General features: G+C 69.6%; 16 protein-coding genes. 11 read left to right on the top strand and 5 right to left on the bottom strand.

Annotated features, from left to right (window positions below; genetic code table 11):
- Positions 1–154 precede the first annotated feature (154 nt).
- Both DLJ53_RS29000 and DLJ53_RS28995 read left to right on the top strand, forming a co-directional pair.
- Complete coding sequence (locus DLJ53_RS29000; RefSeq protein WP_111351734.1) at positions 155–871, top strand: GntR family transcriptional regulator; 717 nt, start codon at positions 155–157, stop codon at positions 869–871.
- Positions 868–2,274, top strand: a complete 1,407-nt coding sequence (locus DLJ53_RS28995; RefSeq protein ID WP_111351733.1) for an amidase — start codon at positions 868–870, stop codon at positions 2,272–2,274. The genes DLJ53_RS29000 and DLJ53_RS28995 overlap by 4 nt, the downstream gene beginning before the upstream one ends.
- A 12-nt stretch (positions 2,275–2,286) precedes the next feature.
- On the opposite strand, the gene DLJ53_RS28990 is transcribed toward DLJ53_RS28995, so the two are convergent.
- From DLJ53_RS28990 to DLJ53_RS28975, 4 genes are read right to left on the bottom strand one after another with little or no spacing between them, the layout of a single operon-like run.
- The gene (locus tag DLJ53_RS28990; protein ID WP_226582561.1) at positions 2,287–3,021 is read right to left on the bottom strand and encodes a GntR family transcriptional regulator; all 735 of its coding nucleotides are present in this window, start codon (positions 3,019–3,021) and stop codon (positions 2,287–2,289) included.
- Positions 3,018–4,046, bottom strand: coding sequence for a Gfo/Idh/MocA family protein (locus DLJ53_RS28985; protein WP_111351732.1), 1,029 nt, complete (start codon positions 4,044–4,046; stop codon positions 3,018–3,020). The genes DLJ53_RS28990 and DLJ53_RS28985 overlap by 4 nt, the downstream gene beginning before the upstream one ends.
- A 10-nt stretch (positions 4,047–4,056) precedes the next feature.
- Complete coding sequence (locus tag DLJ53_RS28980; RefSeq protein ID WP_244935194.1) at positions 4,057–5,115, bottom strand: isocitrate/isopropylmalate dehydrogenase family protein; 1,059 nt, start codon at positions 5,113–5,115, stop codon at positions 4,057–4,059.
- A 47-nt stretch (positions 5,116–5,162) separates the two neighbouring features.
- A complete protein-coding gene (locus tag DLJ53_RS28975) occupies positions 5,163–6,173 on the bottom strand; it encodes an SMP-30/gluconolactonase/LRE family protein (protein ID WP_162409663.1) in 1,011 nt (336 codons plus the stop codon).
- 105 nt (positions 6,174–6,278) lie between these two features.
- On the opposite strand from DLJ53_RS28975, the gene DLJ53_RS28970 reads away from it, so the two are divergent.
- The 5 genes from DLJ53_RS28970 to DLJ53_RS28950 all read left to right on the top strand — a co-directional run bounded on the left by DLJ53_RS28970 (position 6,279) and on the right by DLJ53_RS28950 (position 11,858).
- Positions 6,279–7,298, top strand: a complete 1,020-nt coding sequence (locus DLJ53_RS28970) for a tripartite tricarboxylate transporter substrate binding protein (protein ID WP_111351729.1) — start codon at positions 6,279–6,281, stop codon at positions 7,296–7,298.
- Between the two features lie 81 nt (positions 7,299–7,379).
- Positions 7,380–8,159 (top strand): hypothetical protein, encoded by a 780-nt coding sequence (locus DLJ53_RS28965; RefSeq protein WP_146620133.1) that lies wholly within the window; start codon positions 7,380–7,382, stop codon positions 8,157–8,159.
- 6 nt (positions 8,160–8,165) lie between these two features.
- A complete protein-coding gene (locus DLJ53_RS28960) occupies positions 8,166–9,710 on the top strand; it encodes a tripartite tricarboxylate transporter permease (protein ID WP_111351727.1) in 1,545 nt (514 codons plus the stop codon).
- Complete coding sequence (locus tag DLJ53_RS28955) at positions 9,707–10,735, top strand: aldo/keto reductase (RefSeq protein WP_111351726.1); 1,029 nt, start codon at positions 9,707–9,709, stop codon at positions 10,733–10,735. The genes DLJ53_RS28960 and DLJ53_RS28955 overlap by 4 nt, the downstream gene beginning before the upstream one ends.
- A gap of 40 nt (positions 10,736–10,775) precedes the next feature.
- Complete coding sequence (locus tag DLJ53_RS28950) at positions 10,776–11,858, top strand: isocitrate/isopropylmalate dehydrogenase family protein (RefSeq protein WP_111351725.1); 1,083 nt, start codon at positions 10,776–10,778, stop codon at positions 11,856–11,858.
- Positions 11,859–12,519: 661 nt separating this feature from the next.
- Here DLJ53_RS28950 and DLJ53_RS28945 read toward each other — a convergent pair.
- On the bottom strand, positions 12,520–13,236 hold the full coding sequence (locus tag DLJ53_RS28945) for a GntR family transcriptional regulator (RefSeq protein WP_111351724.1): 717 nt from the start codon (positions 13,234–13,236) through the stop codon (positions 12,520–12,522).
- Between the two features lie 386 nt (positions 13,237–13,622).
- Between DLJ53_RS28945 and DLJ53_RS28940 the strand changes: the two genes are divergently transcribed.
- From DLJ53_RS28940 to DLJ53_RS28925, 4 genes are all read left to right on the top strand, one after another.
- Complete coding sequence (locus tag DLJ53_RS28940; RefSeq protein WP_162409661.1) at positions 13,623–14,306, top strand: cysteine hydrolase family protein; 684 nt, start codon at positions 13,623–13,625, stop codon at positions 14,304–14,306.
- A gap of 71 nt (positions 14,307–14,377) precedes the next feature.
- Entirely contained in the window at positions 14,378–15,424 is a 1,047-nt protein-coding gene (locus DLJ53_RS28935; protein WP_162409659.1) for an ABC transporter substrate-binding protein, read from the top strand.
- Positions 15,424–16,227, top strand: a complete 804-nt coding sequence (locus DLJ53_RS28930; RefSeq protein WP_111351721.1) for an ABC transporter ATP-binding protein — start codon at positions 15,424–15,426, stop codon at positions 16,225–16,227. Before DLJ53_RS28935 ends, DLJ53_RS28930 begins: the two co-directional genes overlap by 1 nt.
- Positions 16,224–17,006, top strand: a complete 783-nt coding sequence (locus tag DLJ53_RS28925; protein ID WP_111351720.1) for an ABC transporter permease — start codon at positions 16,224–16,226, stop codon at positions 17,004–17,006. The genes DLJ53_RS28930 and DLJ53_RS28925 overlap by 4 nt, the downstream gene beginning before the upstream one ends.
- Position 17,007 lies beyond the last annotated feature (1 nt).

Here is a 17,007-nt window from a genome sequence, read left to right as displayed (position 1 = left end):
TGACCATCGCGATATCTTCAGTGCGCAAGACGATCATTTTCCTTGGCGGCGATTGTTAGATTTGGTAATTCATAATTACAACACGTAATTACGAATTACTGTGCGCATATTTGGAGCAAAGGCGTGCACAATTCGTCGGCAGAGTGAAGGACTTATGAGCGACACTGGCACGCCCCGCATGAAGCGGCCCTCGCTCCACGAGGAGATCGTCGCGGAGGTGCGGCGCATGATCGTCGACGGCGAGCTCGCGCCCGGCGAATGGATCGCCGAGATGCAGCTCTGCGGCGACCTCGGCATCTCCCGCACCCCGCTGCGCGAGGCGCTCAAGGTGCTCGCCTCGGAAGAGCTGGTGCTGCTGGAGCAGAACCGCGGCACGCGCGTCGCGCCGATCACCTTCGACGCGATGCTGGCCCAGTTCGAGTTCATGGAGGCGCTGCAGATGTTCGCCGGGCGCCTCGCCGCCGAACGCGCCAGCGAGGACGAGCTCGAGCGCCTCAACGCGATGCACCGGGAGATGATCCGGCTGCACGAGACGGGCGACCGGTCCGCCTACTTCTCGCTCAACCAGGAGGTCCATACGCTGATCGCGAGCGCGGCGCGCAACCCGCCCCTCTTCAGTGTCCACGAGGCGAGCGCCGGCAAGATCCGCCGCGCCCGCTATCAGGCGAACCTGTCCTACGACCGCTGGGCGGAATCGCTGCAGGAGCACGGCGAGTTCGTGGCCGCGCTCACCGCCCGGGACGGCCAGCGCGCGGGCGAACTGCTGTCCGACCACCTGCGCCGTACGGGCATCGCCGTCTGCTCCGCGCTCAAGGCGTTCGAGGACGCCGGCGAGCGGGCGCCCGACGACAGGAAGGGGAGGGCGCGTTGAGCTCCCCTCCGGCCGGCGCGCTCCCGGGCGAAATCACCGCCCTCGCCGCCACCGAGCTCGCCGACGCGATCCGCGCCGGCAGCGTCAGCGCGGCGGAAGCCACCGAGGCCTCGCTCGCCGCCATCGCGGCGGAGAACCCGGCGCTGCACGCCTTCGTCACCGTCGACGCAGAGGGCGCCCGAACGGCCGCCCGCGCCCTCGACGAGCGGCGTGCCCGCGGCGACCTCGCCGGCCCGCTTCATGGCGTCCCCGTCGCGATCAAGGACCTCGTCGACGTCGAGGGGCTCCCCACGACCCGCGGCTCCCTGCGCCACGCGAACGACATCGCCCCGACCGACGACCTCGTGGTCGCCCGGCTGAGAGCCGCCGGTGCGGTCATCGTCGGCAAGACCAACACCCCGGAGTTCGGCTTCGGGGCGCTGTGCAGGAACCCCGTCGGCGGCAACACCGGCAACCCCGCCGCGCCCGGACGGTCGAGCGGCGGCTCGAGCGGCGGCTCCGCGGCCGCCGTCGCCGCCCGGATGGTGCCGCTCGCCCACGGCACGGACTTCGGCGGCTCGGCGCGTACCCCGGCGAGCTTCTGCGGGATCGTCGGCTTCCGTCCCGGCCCCGGGCTGATCCCCTCGGCCACCAAGCCGCTCGCCTGGAACGCGCTCGCCGTCCACGGCGTCCTCGCCCGCACGGTCGCCGACGCGGCGCTGATGGCCTCCGTCATGAGCGGCGGCGACCCGCGCGACCCGATCAGCCTCGATGCCCGCGCCGGGAGCTTCGCGCCGCGGGACGTCCCCGCCGCGGGCCTCGCCGCGAGCGCCGACCTCGGCGGCATCACCCCCATCGACCCCGCCGTCCGGTCCGTCTTCGAGCGCGCCCTCGGCCGGATCCCGGACACGTTCGGCGTGGTGCGCGCAGCGCCGGACCTCGGCGGGGCGCCGGAGGCGTTCGCGACGCTGCGCGCGGCGATCATCCTTCACGAGCTTGGCCCGCTGCTGACCGCCGCCGGCCCGCCGCTCTCGCCGACGGTGCGCTGGAACATCGAGCAGGGCATCGGCATCTCGGCCGCCGACTATCTCGCCGCCGAAGCCGCCCGCAGCCGTCTCTACCGCGCCAGCCTCGCCTTCTTCGAGACGCACGACTTCCTGCTGACCGTCGCCGCGAGCGTCCCCCCGTTCCCGTTGGACCAGGAGGACGTCGAGGCGATCGAAGGGACGCCGATGGCAAACCCCATCGCCTACCTCGCGGTCACCTCGGCCATTTCGCTGATCGGCCTTCCGGCCATCTCCGTGCCCTGCGGGCGGACCGGCGAGGGACTGCCGGTCGGCCTGCAGATCGTCGGACCGCCCCGCTCGGAGGCGCGTCTGCTCGGCCTCGCCGCCCGTCTCCACGCCATCCTGCCGCCGGAGTAGCCGGGCGAGCGGTCAGAGGTTGGTGAGGCGGTGGGACGACAGGATCTCGGCCAGCATGTCCGCCGCCTGCTCGCGGTGGGTGCGGTGGATCTGCCAGGCGAGCTTGGGGTCGCGCGCCTCGATCGCGTTGACCAGCGCCAGATGCTCCTGTGTGGAGCGGACCGGTTTCGGCCGCAGCCGCAGGGTCAGCATCCGCACCCGGTGCGCCTGCTCCCAGTACTGCGAGATCACGCTTCGCAACCGCTGGTTCGCGCTCGCCCCGACGAGGCTCCGGTGGAACCACGCGTCGGCGACCGCCCAGGCGTCGAGGTCGTCCGCCGCCAGCGCCGCGTCCATGTCCGCGACCGCCTTGCGCAGGGTGGCGAGCTCCTCGTCCGATAGTCCGCGGGCGGCGACCTCGGCCGCCACCTCCGCCTCCAGCGCGGTGAGGATCGTGTAGATCTCGCGCATGTCCTCCGGCGAGATGGGCAGGACGCGCATCCCGTGCCGCGGACGGATCTCCACCAGCCCCTCGTTGGCGAGCCGGACCAGCGCCTCGCGGATCGGCGTGCGGCTCATGTTGAGGAGATCGGCGAGCTCCTGTTCCAGGAAGAACGAGCCGACGGGGAACGCGTTGTCGAGCACGCGCCGCTTGAGCTCGACGTAGGCGAGCTCGGAGCGGGTCGCGGCCGTCGCGCGTCCGGCTTCGGCGCCGCTCTCCTCCATTGCCTCGTCATCTGCCATCACCGTCCGGGTGGCCTCCGTCATAGCAGGATCCGCTCGCCGACCGACGACGAGCGGTAGACCGCCTCCTCAACCTCAAGGTTTGTGAGATAGGCCCGTCCGGTATTCTCCAGCGGGGTACCTGCTTGCAAGTGCGACGTCACATGATGTTGCAGCGCGTAGACGCTGTCCCCGGCAAAACCCTGCATCTCCCACCGGTAGTTGTGCGCCCGTTCGTCGTTGCTGCCGAAAGCGCGGTGGAACAGGTTGCCGGACCCGTCGAGCCGGAGCGTGCCGGCCGATCCGTCGATCCACAACTCGCCCATCGTCAACCGGCGGTTCTCCGCGATGTGGTCCGACAGGCGGTTGCCGTCGAAGAGCGCCCGCACGCCGGACGCGTGGCCCAGCACCATGATCCCGGCGTCCTCCCCGGCGATCACCGGGTTGAGACGCCTGAGGTCAGCGTAGACGCTGGCGGTCTCGCCGAACAGGAAGCGGAAAGTATCGATGAAGTGGATGCCGGTCTCGTGGATGAGGAGGCGCTCCATCGACTGGAAGTAGGGCTGCCGGTCGAGGTAGGCCCGCGGACCCTGCCCGTCGCCGGGCCGGAGCCGGAAGCTCGCCGAGTAGACCTCGCCGATGCACCCCTCCGCGATCAGCCGGTGGATCTCCCTGAACCACGGCTGGAAGCGGAAGTTCTCGTGCACCACCAGCATGATGCCCGCCGCCTCGGCGAGCGCGACCGTCTCGCGCGCCTCCTCCAGCGACCGGGTGAACGCCTTCTGGCAGATCACGTCGACCTTCTCGGCCGCGGCGAGGGCGACGAGGTCGCGGTGGCTCGCCGGCGGCGCCGCGATGTCGAGGAGGTCCGGGCGCTCGGTGACGAGCATCTCGGCGGAGTCGGTGTAGGCCGCGTCGGCGCCGAACTCGCGGCGGTAGGCCTCGGCGCGCTCCGCATCGGTGTCGCATACCGCGACGAGCCGCACGCCCGGCATGCGGGACCATGCGTCGTGGTGGAAGCGGGAGAAGTACCCCGCGCCGACGGTGGCGACCCTGATCTCGCTGGCCATGCCGTCCCCCTCAGGCGAGCGCGGCGAGGACGGCGTCGGTGACGGCGCGCGTCCCCGCCGATCCGCCGAGCTCGCACGTCACCAGCGCCCCCTCCGCGAACGCGGCGTCGACCGCGCGGCCGATGCGGCGCCCGGCCTCGACGGCGGACGGCTCGCCGTGACGCGTGCCCAGCCAGTCCAGCATCATCGCCGCCGAGAGGATCGCCGCCACGGGGTTCGCCTTGCCGGTCCCGGCGATGTCCGGCGCGCTGCCGTGCGCCGGCTGGAACACCGCGCGGTCGTCGCCGATGTCCGCCGACGGGGCGTAGCCCATTCCGCCGACCAGCCCGGCGGCGAGGTCGGAGAGGATGTCGCCGAACATGTTCTCCGTCACCGTCACGTCGAGCCGCCAGGGCTGGGCGACCATCGTCAGCGCCGCCGCGTCGACGTAGAGGTGGTCCGCCGTGACGTCAGGATGCCGCCGGGCGACCTCGTCGAACACCTTGCGGAAGAAGGCGAAGGCGGTGAACACGTTCGCCTTGTCGATCAGCGTCAGCCGCCCGGGCCGCCCCTCGGCCCGCCGCCGCTCCGCCTCCCGGAAGGCGAAGTCGAACACCCGTTCGGAGACCCGGCGCGTGATCTGCAGCGTCTCGCGCGCGGTCTCGTCGTCCTCCACGGTGCCCTTGCCGCGGGAGTGGAACAGCCCCTCGGTGGACTCGCGCACGATCACGAAGTCGATCTCCGCCGCCCGCGGGTCCGCGAGCGTCCCCTTGACGCCCGGGATCGCCCGCGTCGGTCGCACTCCGGCGTAGAGGTTGTACATGAAGCGAAGGTCGAGCTGCGGGGCGATCTCCGTCCCGTCCGCATACCGCACCGAAGGCAGGCCCATCGCGCCGAGGTAGATGGCATCCGCGCTGTCGCAGACGGCGCGGCTCGCCTCGGGGAAGGCCGCGCCGGTCGCCTGGTAGTGCGCCGCGCCGGCCGGAGCGTCCTCGCGGGCGAGGCGGACGCCGCCCGTCGCCGCCAGCGCCGCATCGGCGACGGCGAGCGCCGCGGGCGTCACCTCCTGGCCGATGCCGTCGCCGGCCATCACCGCGATCCTGAAGTCGTTCGTCACCCGCTCCCTCCTGCGCAAGATCATGCCGTGGTGTCGAGGAGACCGGCCTCGATGAGCGGTCCCAGATCTGCCCGCCAGTGGACCGGCTCGACACCCGCCACAGGCATTTCGAACGTCGCGATGGCGTCCCCCTTGAGACAGCCGAGGTAGGCGCGCCGCATGTCCTCGCCGCCGAACGCGAGGCTCGAGATGTTGGCGAGCCGCGCGCCGAGGGTGAGGTTCAGCCGCGCGCTACCCAGCTCCCCGCGGGCGAACATCGCCTCGGTCTCGGCGACCGCCGCCCGGTCGCAGTCCTCCACCAGCGTCTCCGCCGTGCCGTCAGGCGCCACGCGGATCACGCGGTTCGATACGATGCTGGTGATCCAGAGGTTGCCTTCGACATCCGGCGCGAGCCCGTCCGGAAAGGTGCCCTCGCCGAAGACGGCAAGGGTCTCCCGGGGACCGAGCGAGCCGTCATCGCGGATCTCGAAACGCGACACGCGCCTGGCGAACGTCTCGTTGACGCAGAGCCGGCGGCCATCCGCCGACACGATGCACTCGTTGGTGTAGCCGAGGTCGTCGGCGACGACCCGTGCCGGCCCGTCCGGCGGCACCAGGACGATGAACCCGTCCGCCACGTCCGGCCGCGCCGCACCGTGGCGCGGGATCATGCGGGTGCTCACCGTGATCCACATCCGCTCCCACCGGTCGAGCTGCACGAAGTTCGTCGGGGGGAGGGGGCGGCCGCCGACCTCGGTCACCACCGGCTCGAGGCTCCCGTCCGCGAAGAGGCGGAACACGCCGCCGTTCTCCGGCCCCAGATGCGCGAGGAGGAAGCTCCCGCCGGCCTCGAGCGCGATCCCGTTGGGCCGCATGGGCTCGGGCGCCCCCTTCGCGGTGACACGCCTCACCATCCCGTCGGGCGAGACGATAGCGACACCGCCGTCGCCGGCCCAGTCGGCGGCGAAGAGCGCGCCGGAGGCGTGGGTCAGGACACACTCCGGCCGATCGAGCCCATGGCCGACGAAGTCGATGGCGGAGAGTGCGATCACGTCATGTGGCCCCTTTACGTATACGCTAATTCATACAATGATGCGCACGATATTCAACTGAAGAACGGTCGATCCAAAAGAACCGTCCAGTCCGGGAGGAAGGTCATGAGTCTGTTGCGCGATGTATCGCTGGCGCTCGCGGCGACCGCCGCCGTCGCCCTCACGATGCCGGCCGCGGCCGAGGATTATCCGAGCCGGCCGATCACCAACGTGGTGGTCTGGTCCGCCGGCGGCGGCACCGACACGGTGAACCGCCTCATCATGGCGGAGCTGGCCAAGACGCTGCCCGGCCGCGCACGCATCAACGTGGTGAACCGCACCGGCGGCGTCGGCGGCTCGGCCGGCATGAGCTACGTCCACTCCCAGCCGGCCGACGGCTATACCCTCGCCGGCATCTCCGAATCGGTCGTCACCGCCGGCGTCCAGGGCGGCTGGGAGGAGCGCATCGACGTCTGGTATCCGTTCATCGTCGGCGGCTCGCCCGACCTCGTCTCGGTGACGGCGAACTCGGACTTCGAGACCCTCGGCGAGCTGATCGACGCCGCGAAGGCAAACCCCGGCTCGATCCAGGCCGGCGCCAGCGCGGCGGGCTCCATCCACCACCTCAACCTCCTGGCGCTGCAGGACGGCACCGGGGCGGAGTTCAACTTCATCCCCTACGACGGCTCCGCGCCGGCGCAGAACGCGGCCGTCGCCGGCGAAGTGCAGGTCGTCGTCACCTCACTCGCCGAGCAGCAGCAGCTCCTGCAGGCGGGACGGCTGCGCCCGCTGGCGATGCTGACCGCCGACGCCTTCACCCTCGGCGACACCGAGATCCCCTCCGCCTTCGACGCCTACCCGGACCTCACCAAGTACCTGCCGATCAGCCAGGCGATCGGCTTCGCGGTCAGCCAGGACGCGCCGGACGACGTGAAGCAGAGCCTCTCCGCCGCCTTCGAGGAGGCGATGCAGAGCGCCGCCGTGAAGGACTTCGCGCAGAAGAACTACTACTCGCTCTCCGGCAAGCACGGCGAGGAGGCGACGGAACAGTTCAACAAACTGGAATCGCTCTTCGCGTGGACCCTGTGGGACCTCAACGCGGCATCCGTGAACCCCGAGACGCTGGGCATTCCGAAGCCCGAATAGTCCCCTCGCTCACCGGGTCCCGGGCCAGTCCGGGGCCCGTTCCCGCGACCCGACGCGTCAACGAGAATGGATCCGGACGACATGAGTGAGATGGAGCCTGCGCCCCGCGAGGGCGAGGCGCTCGCCAGCCTGCGCAAAGCCGACGTATGGACCGGCCTGGTCCTTGCCGTGGTGGCCGCAGCGATGGTCGCCAAGGCGCTGACCTTCCCTCTCGCGGGGACGTACGCCGGCGTCAAGAACGCGTGGTACGTCTCTCCCGCGCTCTTCCCGCTGATGGTCGGCGGGATGCTGTTCGCCCTCTCCGCCGGTCTCGTCGCCCGCGCGCTGCGGGACTACCGTGCGCTCCGTCCGGACGGGCACATCTTCGGCGTCTCCCTCGCGGTGGCGGGCGGGCGCGACGCGGTCCTGATCGCGGGATTGCTGGCGGCCTACATCGTCGGTCTCGTGCCGCGGACGGACTTCGTCGTCGCCACCGCCCTCTTCCTGCTCGTCTTCATGGGCGTCTACGTCATCGCCTCCCGCACCGGGCGGACCGTGCTCGTCGCGCTCATCGCCCTGCCGTCGGTGCTCGCCCTCGCGGTCGCGGTCGGCGGGGGCTGGCCGGCGCCGCGCTCCGGCGGGCAGTTCACGGCGGACGGCGCCCTCGCGGTCGTCCTCGCCGCCGCGGCCCTCGCCTTCGCGGCCTTCGCCAGAGGGGAGGAGCGGCGGCGCATCGTGCCGGTGCTGGCGTCCGCGGCCGGGACGTCGGTCGTCCTCTCCGCGGTCTTCAAGTACGGCCTCCTCGTGCCGCTGCCGCGCGAGGGTGCCGGCGTATTCCTCATGGACGGCGTGGCGGACCGCATCGCCGCGCTCTTCGGATAACGGGCGATGGGCGGTCTTCACGAACTCGCGGCCTTCGGCGGACAGCTCGTCGCGATCCTGGCGGTGCCGCAGAACTGGTTCGTCCTCATCGGGGCGAGCCTCCTCGGCATCGTCTTCGGCGCGCTGCCGGGTCTGACGGCGACTCTGGGCGTCGGCCTTCTCGCGACGCTCACCTACGGCCTCGGCTACCAGACGGCGCTGATCGCCCTCATCGCGCTCTATGTCGGCGCCATCTACGGCGGCTCCTACCCGGCGATCCTCCTCAACATTCCCGGCACCGCCGCCTCCGCCGCCTCGGCGATGGACGGCTATCCGATGTCGGCGCGGGGGGAGGGCGGCAAGGCGCTCGGGCTGACCACGACCGCGTCCTTCATCGGCACGCTCCTCGGCATGCTGGCGCTGGCGATCCTCTCGCCGCTCATCGTCGAGATCGCGCTCGGCTTCACGAGTTACGAGTACTTCCTGCTCGCGCTCTTCGGGATCCTCATCTCCGGAACGCTGCAGAGCCCGGACCTCGTCGTGAAGGGGTGGATCGCCGGCTTCATCGGCATGGCGCTCTCCGTCATCGGGCGCGACCCCCTGATGTTCTACCCGCGCTACACCTTCGGCCAGCCCGCGCTCGACCAGGGCCTCGAGGTCGTCCCCGTCCTCATCGGCGCCTTCGCCATCCCGCAGATCATCTCGACGCTGGCGAGCCGCGCGCCGCTCGCCGTGACGCAGGTGCAGGGCCGCGTCGTCCCCGCCCTCGGAACGCTCCTCAAGAACAGCCGCCACATCGTGCGCTCGGCGGCCATCGGCATCGGCATCGGCGCGGTGCCCGGCGTCGGCGAGGACATCGCCGGCTGGGTCTCCTACGGGACCGCCAAGAGCACCTCGCGCCATCCGGAGACCTTCGGGACCGGCGAGCCGGCCGGCCTCGTCTCGGCCGAGACGGCCAACAACGCCTGCATCGGCGGCGCGCTGATCCCGCTCGTCACGCTCGGCATCCCGGGGAGCCCGCCGGCGGTGATGCTCCTCGGCGCCCTGATGCTGCACGGGCTGACGCCGGGGCCGATGCTGTCGATCAGCAACCCCACCTTCATCGCCGAGCTGGCGGCCATCATGGTGCTCGCCTCGGCGGCGATGTGCGTCAACGGCCTCCTCCTCGCCAAGCAGGTGGTGAAGGTGCTGGCGCTGCCGGCGGAGATCTTCCTGCCGGTGGTGGCGGTCCTCTCAGTGCTCGGCTCCTACGCGCTCGGGCTCAACGTGGAGAACCTCTACCTCATGCTGGCGGTCGGGCTCGCGGCCTATCTCCTCACCATCATGAAGTATCCGATTGCGCCGCTCGTCATCGGTGTCATCCTCGGTCCGATGGCCGACGAGAACTTGCGCCGGGCCCTGATGGTCGGGCAGGGAAGCCCCGCCGGCTTCGTCGAACGGCCGGTGAGCCTGGTGCTGCTGGCCGCGACGCTGCTCCTCGTCGTCGCGCAGATTCCCCAGGCGCGGCGGTTCATTGCCCGTGCCTGGCCCGGCCGCTCGGCCGCCGCCGATCTCAGAGACCACAGACCATGACCGACACGTCCATGCCTCTCGTTCCCCTCGGCCGCAGCGGCCTCAGGGTCTCCCGCCTGTGCCTCGGCACGATGATGTTCGGAGGCCGAGCCGACGAGACCGAATCGGCCCGCATCACCGACCGCGCCCTCGACGCGGGCGTGAACTTCCTCGACACCGCCGACGCCTACAACGAGGGCCGCTCGGAGGAGTGCCTCGGGCGCATCCTCAAGGGGCGGCGCGACCGGCTCGTCATCGCCAGCAAGCTCGGCAACCCGATCGGCGACGACCCCAACCACCGCGGCCTGTCGCCGGCGTGGATGCTGGCCCAGGTCCCGCGCATCCTGAACCGGCTCGACACCGACCGGCTCGACGTCCTCTACCTCCACAAGGAAGATCCGCACACGCCGCTCGAGGAGACGGTGCGCGGGCTCGAGATCCTCGTGCGCCAGGGGATGGTGCGCCACATCGGCGTCTCGAACCACAAGTCCTGGCGGGTCGCCCAGCTCACCCGCTACTGCGAGGAGGCGGGGATCGGCCGCCCGGTGGTCTGCCAGCCGCTCTACCACGCCCTCAACCGCTCCATCGAGGTGGAGCTCCTGCCGGCCTGCGCCGACATGGAGATCGCGGTCTACCCGTACAGCCCCATCGCGCGCGGAGTCCTGACCGGCAAGTACGCGCCGGGGGCCGAGGCGCCCGTCGGCAGCCGCGCCGCGGCACGCGACAAGCGCATCATGGAAACCGAGTTCCATCCCGACACGGTGGCCGCCGCCGCCCGCCTCGCCGAGCACGCGAAGGCCCGCGGCATGGACCTCGGCGCGCTCGCCCTCGCCTTCGTGCTTTCCAATCCCATGGTCTCGGGCGCCATCGTCGGCCCGCGCACCCTGGAGCAGCTCGACAGCTACCTCGCCGCGCTCGCCGTGACCTGGACCGCCGAGGACGAGGCCGCGTTCGACGCCGTGGTGCCGAAGGGCTCCACCGCGATCCGACACTTCGTCGACCCCGCCTACCCGATCGAAGGCCGCCCCGCCGCCCCGGCGCGGTAACCGGCCCCTCCCGCCGCCCCCTGCAAACTGGAACGCCCACATGACGGACTATACAATCGCGGTCTTCCCAGGAGACGGCATCGGCGTCGAGGTGATGGGAGCGGCGATGGCGGTCCTCGAGGCCGTCGAGGCGCGCCACGGCTTCACCCTCGACAAGCAAAGCTGGGACGGCGGCGCCGCCTACTACCGCGAGACGGGCAACGACCTGCCGGAGGGCGCGTTCGAGGCCGCTCGTGCCGCCGACGCCATCCTGTTCGGCGCGATGGGTCTTCCGGACGTTCGCCTGCCCGACGGCACCGAGGTCGCGCCGCACCTCGAGATGCGCCGCGCCTTCCGCCTCTTCGCGGGCGTGCGGCCGGCGCGCAAGTATCCCAACACGCCGGCGCTGCTGGCCGACCCGCGAGCGGAGGGGATCGACCTCATCGTCCTGCGCGAATCGACCGAGGGCCTCTTCGCGTCGCGCGGGCGTGGCACCGTCGAGGACGGCCGCGTCGCGCGGGACACGATGGAGATCACCCGAGAGACCAGCGAGGACCTCTTCGATTTCGCCTTCGGTCTCGCCCGGCGGCGGGCCGAGAAGGGGCGCGGCCAGCGCACGGTGACCTGCGTCGACAAGTCGAACGTCTTCGTCTCGATGGCGTTCTTCCGCTCGATCTTCGACGAGCGCGCTGCGCAGAACTCCGACGTCACGGCCAGTCACGCCTACGTCGACGCCGCCGCTCTCGACCTCGTGCGCAAGCCCTGGGCGGCGGACGTTCTCGTCATGGAGAACATGTTCGGCGACATCCTGTCGGACCTGTGCGGCGGTCTCGTCGGCGGCATGGGGATGGCGCCGTGCGCCGAGATCGGCACGGACCACGCCCTCTTCCAGCCCGCGCACGGCTCCGCGCCGGACATCGCGGGGAAGGGGATCTCCAACCCCACCGCGATGCTCGTCTCGACCGCGATGATGCTCGACTGGATCGGCGAGCGTGCCGGCGACGCGCGCCTCGTGGAGGCGGGCGACAGCATCGACCGCGCGGTCTGGCAGGCCTATGCCGACGGCGCCATCCTGCCCTACGAACTCGGCGGCACCAGCGACACGCGCGCCGTGACCGAGGCCGTCATCGACGCCCTGCGGTAAGCCCCCACCGCCATCGTCGGCACGAACTCGACCCGTCGGTCCGGGTGGTCGCCCCCCATCGCCGGCCGAACGCCTCGGCCTCCGCTTCCACGGCGTGCGCCAGCACTCAGCGGGCGCCCTCCCTCGGCACCGACGTCGGGGGATCGTCCATCTCTTCAGGGCGTTGGAATGGCAGGACGGTACTATCTCTCGTCATGGGCGTATCGCTCCTTCTGGAGGTCCTGGCGGGCTCGTCACCCGCCTCGAAACGCCGGCTTTCTCAATGCGCCATCACCCAGCTTCGCCCATAGCGCGCCACAAATCCTCGGAGGCGCCGCGCAACTCGTCTGTCCGAAGACCCACTTCACAGAGGATGCCGCGCGTGCGCCCATCAGCATGATTTGTGGAGGTTGCCGTTCCGAGAATCCGAACGCCGCCTTCGATCTAGCGCCAGGGATCGATAGGTTTCAGCGATCTCGTGGCGCGTCGCGTTCACACGGCGCCGGTCAATTGGCTTCGCGGAGCGTAATCGATCGAACCGCGCAGAGTGGTAGATGGCAAATGATGTTATCGCCACTTGAGACTAAATCAGAGTGGAAAATTCCGCCTCGGAAGATTCGGAAATCCGAGCTTTCACAGCGGGCGGTCCTTCGTTCGTCTCCCCCGCCCGCGAGCCAGCTCTTCAGCGCGGGGTGGTTCCTGACGTGGCTCGCCGCGCGGCGACCTTCTTCTGCATCTCTGCCCATTGTGGAGCCATCATAGCGTCGATGCGGGCGGCGCTGTCCTCGATGTGCACTTCCAGAATCGCCTCCGCTCCGGCGGCGTCGCGCGCGAGAGCGGCCTCGACGAGCTGATCGTGCGTCGCAGGGACCGCGGGATGCTCGCCTGACGCCTGCACAGCGATCCGCCGGTACCGGTCGAACTGGTCGTAGATCGAATGCCAGATCGCGGTGAGGCGGGCCGAGTGGCAGGCCGCAACGAGCGACAGGTGAAAGGCCCGGTGCAGCACCTCCCACTCCTCGTCGATCAGCCGGTCGGGCGAGCGTGGCTGTCGCTTGAGCCGATGGTGCGCGGCGAGGATTCCCGCCTCCCAGTCGGTATCGCCCGCGGCAATCGAGAGGCGAAGCGCGAGACCCTCGATGTGGCAGCGCGTCTGCGTCAGGTCTTCAAAATCGCTTTGCGACACCGGCGCGATACGAAAGCCACGCTGGCCCTCCTGAATGACGAGGCCGCGCCCCGCGAGATTCGCCATCGCCTCACGGAGCGGGCTGAGGCCGACGCCGTAGGTCTCCTGCAGCGTCGCGAGGCGCAGCCACGTGGTCGGCGCAAGGCGCCCGGTGAGGATGTCGTTGCCGATGGCGTCCTGGACAGACTGCGCGAGCGTCTGTGGCTTTGTCATGCTCGATCACCCTCCGGAACACGCCGTGCATCGCGAATCCCGGAAAGCGGGTTCCGGGCCGCAGTGGGGTAGCCGGCCACGCAAGTCATCGAAATGTCCATCCCAGCTTCAGGCCCACGGCGGGCACGCCCTCCCGATTGACACAAGATCGACCAATCCCGGAACAAAAAACGTGCATTCGCCAATATTATACGCATTTCAATAAAAAATCGATGTTTTGCCTTGATCGCATATGAATGCTCCGAATATCGGTGTTGTTGCAGGTCAAAGCAATTGCGGTCAGGAAGCGCAACTTGTCAGGGGTGAAAAATTTCGGAGAGGCGGGAGGGGCAGCAAAAACCCTCGTGAGCCTCGTTCGCCCGCGGCGCCCGGTCCGGAAAGTGCTGATGGATGCCGGCGAGCGGCAGATCGAGATCGACGCGAGCCGCACTGCGGTCCTCGTTGTCGACATGCAGAACGATTTCATGTCCGAGGGGGGCTGGTTCGACGTTCGCGGGATCGACGGTCGGTGGGCGCTCGATCTCATCGAGCCCATCAACGCCGGGACGGCTCTGGCCCGCGGGGAGGGTATCCCCGTCGTCTGGCTCAACTGGGGAGTGCGGGCCGATCTCCTCAACGTCCATCCGAGCCATCGCCGCACGATCAAGCCGGACCCCGCTGATCCGAGCTATGCGCCGCGGATGGCGAGCGGCAAGGGGCCGGTCCTGGAACGGGGGAGCTGGGGGGCTGAGATCGTCCCGGGCCTCGTCGTCGGCCCTGACGACATCCACGTCGCGAAGCACCGCTACAGCGGGTTTTGGGACAACGAGCTCGACAGCGTCCTGCGCAACCTCGACGTTACGACGATCCTCCTCTGCGGCATCAACCTCGACCGTTGCGTCTTTGCGACGGCGATCGACGCCTGCAACGCCGGGTATGACGTCGTGCTCCTGCAAGATCTGACTGGGACGCATTCGGAGCAATACTGCGCCGATGCTTCGCTGTTCCTCGTCGATCGATGCTTCGGCTTCGTCTCCGACCTCCCCTCGCTCGCGGCCGGACTGCGGCCGCCCCCTTCGACCGCTTCATGATCGACCGACACGAGATGGACCGAGGGACGCCACAGGCTCCCGCCGACGACAAGACAGGAAGGATGAACACGATGACCAACGATGTGAACGCACACCGCACCTCCGTCAGCCGTCGCACCGTCTTGCGGTGGGGCGGAGCCGGGCTCGCGGGTCTCGGCGCCGCCGGGCTGATGCCGGCGCACCGGGTCCTGGCGGACGACCTCACGAAGCTCTCCTTTCAGCTCTCGTGGCTGAAGAGCATCCAGTATGGCGGCTACTTCGCGGCGCTCGAAAATGGCTATTTTGCCGACGAAGGCCTGGAGGTCACCTTCGTGTCCGGTGGGCCGAACATCGATCCTCTGGCCAACGTCGCGGCCGGGCAGTCCCAGATTGGTGACCGCCCGATCGGCCCGATCCTGGTCGCCAGGGAGAAGGGCATCCCGATCAAGGTGATCGGGACGGTGTACCAGAAGTCTCCGTTTGCCATCATGAGCCCGGCCGACAAGCCGATCACCTCGGTCGAGGATCTGAAGGGCAAGGTGCTTTCGACCGGCAGCTCCTCCCGTCCGCTCATCGAGTACCTCCTCAAGCAGGCCGGCATGTCTGCCTCGGACGTGCAGATGGTGCCGCACTCGCCCGACCCGGCCGCGCTCGTCGCCGGCCAGATCGACGGATATCTCGGCTACGCCACGAACCAGGGCGTCATGCTGAAGAGCCGCGGATTCGACATCTATTCGCTCAACGTCTCCGAGATGGGCGTGCCCGAGACGACAGGCACCATCTACGCCCGCGAAGACTATCTCGAGGAGCATGGCGACGAGGTGACGAATTTCCTCGTCGGCGCGATCCGCGGCTGGAAGTGGGCGATCGCCCATCCTGACGAGACCGCGAAGCTGATGGTGGAGACCTATGGGGCGCCCGGTCTCGACTTCGACGCGCAGAAGGCGGAGATCATTGCCAGCGAAGAGCTGATCGCCACCGGCGCGGCCGGCGGCGACAAGCTCCTCAACATCGACGTTCCCTTCTTCCAGACGGTCATCGACACCTACGCGGCGGCCGGTCTGATCGCGGGCAACATCACCGCCGATGAGCTGTGCGCGCCACAATACATCGAGGCGGCGCTCGCCCGCGTCGCCTGATGTCCAAGAGTCTTGAGGCGCGCGGGGTCGGCAAGGTCTTCGATGGGCGCGGCGAGGTCGTCGCGCTCCAAGGGGTCGACATGCACGTGCCGGGTGGCGGCTTTGCCGCCATCGTCGGCCCGTCCGGGTGCGGGAAGTCGACGCTCCTGCGGATCTTCGCGGACCTCCTCGCCCCGAGCAGCGGGACGGTGGAGATCGGCGGTCTGCGGCCGGAGGCGGCCCGACGCGACAAATCCATCGGGTTCGTCTTCCAGGCCGCGACGCTGCTGCCCTGGCGTACAATCCGGCGGAACGTCGAGTTGCCGCTCGACGTTGCCCGGCGCAGCACGCGCGAGCAGGGGCGTGCGGACGAGCTGCTGCGGCTCGTTGGGCTCGACGGGTTCGGCGACGCACTGCCGCACCAGCTCTCGGGCGGAATGCAGCAGCGTGCCGCGATCGCGCGGGCGCTGATCCTCGAACCGGAGATCCTCCTCCTCGACGAGCCGTTCGGCGCCCTCGACGAGATCACCAGGCAGCGCATGAACCTCGAACTGCTGCGGATCTGGGGCGAGACACGAACGACGGCCGTGCTCGTGACCCACTCGATCGCCGAGGCCGTGCTGATGGCCGACCGGGTCTTCGTGATGACGCCGCGACCGGGTACCGTCTCGACCGCGGTGGACGTCCCGCTGCCCCGCCCGCGCACGCTCGCGATGATGCGCACCGCAGAATTCTTCGAGACCGCGAACCGCCTGCGGGACGCTCTGTTCGGCAATGATGCCACGCCGAACAGCGAGGCGCAGCCGATGGAGGTCGCCCTGTGAGCGCCGCCGCGTCCGCTTCGACGAGGCGGCTCGCCATCGCGATGGCGCCGGTTCTCGCGGTCGCACTCGCACTCGTGGCGATCGAGGTCGTCGCGCGGCAGGGCGGGCTGCCGATGTTCCTGCCGTCGCCGAGCGCTGTCTGGAAGGCGTATAGCGCGCGGCCGGCGCTTTTGTGGGAAAACCTCTGGGTCAGCGGCTGGAAGGCGATGCTGGGGTTCGGCATCGCGATCGGCCTCGCGCTCGCCGCCGCGGCGGTCGGCGTCATGGCGGAACGCGTGCGTGAGCCGATCTATCGCGCCGGCGTCTTCATCCAGGCAGTCCCGTTGATCGCACTGACGCCGCTGCTCGTCGTCTGGTTCGGCAACACCGCCAAGACGCATGTCATCATCGCCGCGCTGTCGAGCTATTTTCCGATGCTCGTGGCGGGCATGCAGGGCTTCCGCGCCGCCGAGCCCGCGCGGATCGAGCTGATGTCGGTACTTTCCGCCTCGCCATGGCAGACGTTCGTGAATCTCCAGGTTCCGACGGCGCTGCCCTACCTCTTCGCCGGCCTCAAGATAGCCGCCCCGCTCGCGGTCCTCGGCATCATTACTGCGGAGTGGACCGGCGCGGACCGCGGGATCGGCGCGATGATGCTCTACGCGCTGTTCTCCTACAACGTGCCCACGGTGTGGCTCTCGGTGGTAGCCGCTTGCGGTCTCTCGGTCAGCTTCTTCGCCGTGGCGGCGCTCGCGGAGCGCTTCGCCATCACGTGGGAGCCGGCGGGGACGACAGCATGAT

This window comes from Acuticoccus sediminis (assembly GCF_003258595.1).
GTDB classification, from domain to species: Bacteria; Pseudomonadota; Alphaproteobacteria; order Rhizobiales; family Amorphaceae; genus Acuticoccus; species Acuticoccus sediminis.
The sequence above is the reverse complement of the archived record's forward strand: the minus strand, read 5'-3'. Positions and strand labels throughout refer to the sequence as shown.

What these genes read in the sequence shown, in the direction of transcription:
- DLJ53_RS28960 (WP_111351727.1), top strand. Translation starts at nt 8,166, where the DNA reads ATGGGCGGTCTTCACGAACTCGCGGCCTTCGGCGGACAGCTCGTCGCG.
- DLJ53_RS28955 (WP_111351726.1), top strand. Translation starts at nt 9,707, where the DNA reads ATGACCGACACGTCCATGCCTCTCGTTCCCCTCGGCCGCAGCGGCCTC.
- DLJ53_RS28950 (WP_111351725.1), top strand. Translation starts at nt 10,776, where the DNA reads ATGACGGACTATACAATCGCGGTCTTCCCAGGAGACGGCATCGGCGTC.
- DLJ53_RS28935 (WP_162409659.1), top strand. Translation starts at nt 14,378, where the DNA reads ATGACCAACGATGTGAACGCACACCGCACCTCCGTCAGCCGTCGCACC.
- DLJ53_RS28980 (WP_244935194.1), bottom strand. Translation starts at nt 5,115, where the DNA reads ATGGCCGGCGACGGCATCGGCCAGGAGGTGACGCCCGCGGCGCTCGCC.
- DLJ53_RS29000 (WP_111351734.1), top strand. Translation starts at nt 155, where the DNA reads ATGAGCGACACTGGCACGCCCCGCATGAAGCGGCCCTCGCTCCACGAG.
- DLJ53_RS28970 (WP_111351729.1), top strand. Translation starts at nt 6,279, where the DNA reads ATGAGTCTGTTGCGCGATGTATCGCTGGCGCTCGCGGCGACCGCCGCC.
- DLJ53_RS28940 (WP_162409661.1), top strand. Translation starts at nt 13,623, where the DNA reads ATGGATGCCGGCGAGCGGCAGATCGAGATCGACGCGAGCCGCACTGCG.
- DLJ53_RS28930 (WP_111351721.1), top strand. Translation starts at nt 15,424, where the DNA reads ATGTCCAAGAGTCTTGAGGCGCGCGGGGTCGGCAAGGTCTTCGATGGG.
- DLJ53_RS28965 (WP_146620133.1), top strand. Translation starts at nt 7,380, where the DNA reads ATGAGTGAGATGGAGCCTGCGCCCCGCGAGGGCGAGGCGCTCGCCAGC.
- DLJ53_RS28945 (WP_111351724.1), bottom strand. Translation starts at nt 13,236, where the DNA reads ATGACAAAGCCACAGACGCTCGCGCAGTCTGTCCAGGACGCCATCGGC.
- DLJ53_RS28985 (WP_111351732.1), bottom strand. Translation starts at nt 4,046, where the DNA reads ATGGCCAGCGAGATCAGGGTCGCCACCGTCGGCGCGGGGTACTTCTCC.
- DLJ53_RS28990 (WP_226582561.1), bottom strand. Translation starts at nt 3,021, where the DNA reads ATGACGGAGGCCACCCGGACGGTGATGGCAGATGACGAGGCAATGGAG.